At 37.2% G+C, this 4164-nt stretch carries 3 protein-coding genes and 4 tRNA genes; 1 reads left to right on the top strand and 6 read right to left on the bottom strand.

What is annotated here, in order from left to right; genetic code table 11:
- Positions 1-122: 122 nt before the first annotated feature.
- The 4 genes from ACNART_RS17670 to ACNART_RS17685 form a co-directional block, all read right to left on the bottom strand.
- Positions 123-198 (bottom strand) — tRNA-Thr (locus ACNART_RS17670).
- Between the two features lie 5 nt (positions 199-203).
- A tRNA-Gly gene (locus ACNART_RS17675) sits at positions 204-278 on the bottom strand.
- An 82-nt stretch (positions 279-360) separates the two neighbouring features.
- A tRNA-Tyr gene (locus ACNART_RS17680) sits at positions 361-445 on the bottom strand.
- A 15-nt stretch (positions 446-460) separates the two neighbouring features.
- Positions 461-536 (bottom strand) — tRNA-Thr (locus ACNART_RS17685).
- A gap of 438 nt (positions 537-974) precedes the next feature.
- Between ACNART_RS17685 and coaA the strand changes: the two genes are divergently transcribed.
- Complete coding sequence (gene coaA, locus ACNART_RS17690; protein WP_088494065.1) at positions 975-1922, top strand: type I pantothenate kinase; 948 nt, start codon at positions 975-977, stop codon at positions 1920-1922.
- Positions 1923-2053: 131 nt separating this feature from the next.
- On the opposite strand, the gene birA is transcribed toward coaA, so the two are convergent.
- Both birA and murB read right to left on the bottom strand, forming a co-directional pair.
- The gene (gene birA, locus ACNART_RS17695) at positions 2054-3016 is read right to left on the bottom strand and encodes a bifunctional biotin--[acetyl-CoA-carboxylase] ligase/biotin operon repressor BirA (RefSeq protein ID WP_198626673.1); all 963 of its coding nucleotides are present in this window, start codon (positions 3014-3016) and stop codon (positions 2054-2056) included.
- A complete protein-coding gene (murB, locus tag ACNART_RS17700) occupies positions 3013-4047 on the bottom strand; it encodes a UDP-N-acetylmuramate dehydrogenase (RefSeq protein ID WP_198621075.1) in 1035 nt (344 codons plus the stop codon). Before murB ends, birA begins: the two co-directional genes overlap by 4 nt.
- Between the last annotated feature and the right edge of the window lie 117 nt (positions 4048-4164).

Here is a 4164-nt window from a genome sequence, read left to right on the forward strand (position 1 = left end):
TTTAAATTGTCCCTCTAAGACACGGAATCGGTGGTTACACCACATCAACCAAGCAGTAAGTAAATTAGCGATTTGCTAGTGCTTGTTAAGATTTTAATCAGGGAGGCAAGAACATGAAGGAGTGGTGCTGATAGGCAGATTCGAACTGCCGACCTCACCCTTACCAAGGGTGCGCTCTACCAACTGAGCTATATCAGCACATCTGGAGCGGGCAGCGGGAATCGAACCCGCATCATCAGCTTGGAAGGCTGAGGTAATAGCCATTATACGATGCCCGCAGAACTCGGCTACCTGACTTAAAATCAGCTTTGTATTCTACTTAAGTGTTTACTATTTGAAAACACTTAAGTTAGGAATTAATGGTGGTGGGAGAAGGATTCGAACCTTCGAAGTCTGTGACGGCAGATTTACAGTCTGCTCCCTTTGGCCGCTTGGGTATCCCACCAAACCTAATTTTTAATGGTGCCGGCACCAAGAGTCGAACTCGGGACCTACTGATTACAAGTCAGTTGCTCTACCAACTGAGCTATGCCGGCTAAGTGGTGCGCATTCTAGGAGGACTTTCATCATGATGCAACAAAAAAATTGCGATATTTGTTCTTTTGCTTAGATTTTGTTCATTTTTGATTGAATTGTTGATTTTTTAGGAAAAAAACGACCAAAATGCCAACAAAAATTCATAATAGATTAGCAAGCTAATTTATCTATCCAGCCCCAAATTTATTAACCATCAATAAATTTTTAGAAAAAAGATTGATTGCGCCCTTGTTAGTCTACGCTAAAAAATTATTTTCATGACTATTTTTTATACTTTTTTTACAGATTTATTCAGTTCGTGTCAAAAAAAGTAGAAAAAATTTAAAAAATATCTACGCCTAAGAGTCATCACTCGTTATGATGCTGTTTATTTTTTATCGGATACGGGTGTTTTAAACAGCCTGTCCAACCTGCGAATACTAGGCAGATGTTGGCTTATGAATAACAAAGAACGCTTTATAACCCCTTATTTAGAATTTGACAGAAAGCACTGGGCAACGTTAAGAGATTCCGTTCCTTTAACGTTAACCGAAAAAGAGATTGCTGATTTAAAAGGGATTAACGAAGAAATTTCTATTGATGATGTAATTGAGATTTATCTTCCTCTTTCAAGATTACTCAATTTTTACATAAGTTCTAACTTACGTCGTCAAGCCGTCTTAGAGCAGTTTCTTGGAACAAGAAGCGCCAAAATCCCCTACATTATTGGTATAGCGGGTAGCGTTGCTGTTGGCAAAAGTACCACAGCTCGTTTGCTACAAGCACTTTTAACCCGTTGGCCAGAACATCGTAAAGTTGATTTAATTACTACTGACGGCTTTCTTTTGCCTAATGCAGAGTTAAAGAAACGCGGAATAATGAAAAAAAAAGGATTTCCCGAATCCTATGATATGCATAGTCTTGTCTCCTTCGTTTCTGATATAAAATCAGGCAAGAAACAAGTAACAGCCCCTGTCTATTCTCATTTAGTGTATGACATCATTCCAGATAAAAAACAGGTTATTGAACAACCTGATATTTTGATCCTTGAAGGATTGAATGTATTACAGAGCAATCAGGATTATCCTCATGACCCACATAATGTTTTCGTATCAGATTATGTAGATTTCTCCATTTATGTTGATGCTGAAGAAGAATTACTAAAACACTGGTATATCAGTCGCTTTTTAAAATTTAGAGAAGGTGCGTTTACTGATCCTGAATCGTATTTTAATAATTACTCTAAATTAAGCAGAGAAGAGTCTATTGAAATAGCGTCTTCAATTTGGCAAGAAATTAATGGTTTGAATTTGAAACAAAACATTCTGCCTACGAAAGAAAGAGCGAGTCTTATTCTAACCAAAGGCCAAAATCATACGATCACCAATGTTAGATTACGTAAATAAATCTAAATAATTATCAGTGTTTTATCTACGTATTATTATGTTTTAGTTATTAAAAAATAGTATTGAGAAATAAAAAGCTTTCCAGTTTAGGAAAGCTTTTTATTTTTAGATGTTCGATGCAATTTAAGGTATTACGACGCACTTCTCAGTGAAATCTCACCACCTATATAAGGTATGATTTTCCCATCTTGTTCTAAAAGTAGAGCACCTTGATCATTGATACCTTTGGCAATACCAAAGATCTCTTTTTCACCAATAATAAGCTTCACTCGGCGATCCATAAAATTATCTAAACGTTTCCAACGCTCGATAAACACAGATAACCCTTGTTTTTCAAATTGAACAAATGCATCTCTTAATGCATTTGTAATTTCACAAGCAAGTTCATTTCTGTCAATTTTAATACCAACTTGCTCTAAATTAATCCATTGTTGGTTAATGGCTTCATTTTGATTTTTACTCATCGCGATATTGATACCAATACCTGTGACAATATGAGCAACATCACCTGTTTTTCCTGTTAGCTCAACAAGAATGCCTGAAAGCTTTTTATCATTTAAATAGAGATCGTTAGGCCATTTAACTTTAACGCCATCTGCGCCAAGTTTTTGCAAAACTTCAGCCATAATAACACCGACAACTAAACTCAATCCTATTGCAGCAGCAGGTCCTTGATCGAGTTTCCAATACATACTCAAGTATAAATTTCGACCAAAAGGCGAGATCCATTGACGCCCTCTTCTACCTCGTCCAGCAGACTGATATTCAGCAATACAGACATCACCCGATTTTAATTCGCTAATACGTTGGATTAAGTATTGGTTTGTAGAATCTATAACAGGAATAACGCTTGCAGGTTCACCTTTGATGTTCTTGTTTACACTATTCACATTTAACAAATTCATAGGGGCATCTAGTTGATAACCTTTTCCTGCGACAGTTTGAACATCAATACCCCAACTGCGTAATGTCTGAATATGTTTATTAATGCCTGCGCGTGTCATTCCTAAGCTTTCGCCTAGTTGCTCCCCTGAATGGATATTTCCGTCAGCAAGGAGCTCAATTAATAATAAAGGAGTAGGTGTTTCTTTCATGAAATAGCATCCACTGCATTGATTTCGCCATGTTGACCAATAAAGCGAACTTCTGGCTCTAATTGTACGCCGAAGCGCTCGAAGACTTTTTGGCGTATATATGCCGCTAAATTAACAATGTCTTTGCCTGTAGCTAAACCGTCTTTGTTGATGAGAACAAGTGCTTGCTTCATATGAACAGCCGCACCACCAATCTGATGGCCTTTAAGGCCACATTGATCAATTAGCCAACCCGCAGCAAGTTTTACACCATCTTGTTGAACATATTGAGGACAGAAGGGATATTCTGCTTTTAAATGTTGTGCAATACGAATATCAACAATTGGATTCTTGAAAAAGCTGCCTGCATTGCCTGTTATGGTAGGATCGGGTAGTTTACTCGTTCTCATAGCGCACACAGATCCAAACACATCTTTTGGCGTTACCGTTTCTAATGATAATTTTGATAGATCACCATAGGTAAGGATAGGCTCCCATTTTTTACTAAGCTGTAAGCCAACAGCAATAATCGCAAAGCCTTGCTGGTAATGATGTTTAAAAATACTATCACGATAACCAAATTGGCACGCTTCATTTGTCAATCGACTAACATGCCCAGTACTTAATTCAATAATATCCACATAAGCACAAATATCTTTTAATTCTTTGCCATAAGCGCCGATATTTTGTATTGGTGCTGAGCCCACATTTCCTGGGATCAGCGCTAAATTTTCCAGTCCATAGATATTTTTTTCTAACAGATATTCAATAAGTGCATGCCAGTTTTCGCCGGCACCAACATGGACAGACCAATATTGTTCATCCTCAGTAATTTCAATACCAGCAATACAGTTGCGAATAACAATACCATTAAAATCTTCTGTAAATAATACGTTGCTACCGCCACCTAGAATAAGAGTTGGCAATTTCTGCTCATGGGCATTTTGCCAATATGTACAAAGCTCATCTTTATTATTTGCAGTTTTTATTTGGTGAGCTTTTGCTCTCAAACCAAATGTATTAAATGCTTGCAATGAAACCGATTCTTTCATGAAAGTCTACCTCATTTAGCTGATGGCTTAGTTTAACAGCCAAGCATCGTCGAGGATAGCAAAGTGATAGGTGATTAGTTTGGAGATATTACATCTGCATTTCAGATGTCTTAGAAT

It is taken from the genome of Proteus sp. LHD240705 (genome assembly GCF_047921555.1).
Classification (GTDB): domain Bacteria; phylum Pseudomonadota; class Gammaproteobacteria; order Enterobacterales; family Enterobacteriaceae; genus Proteus.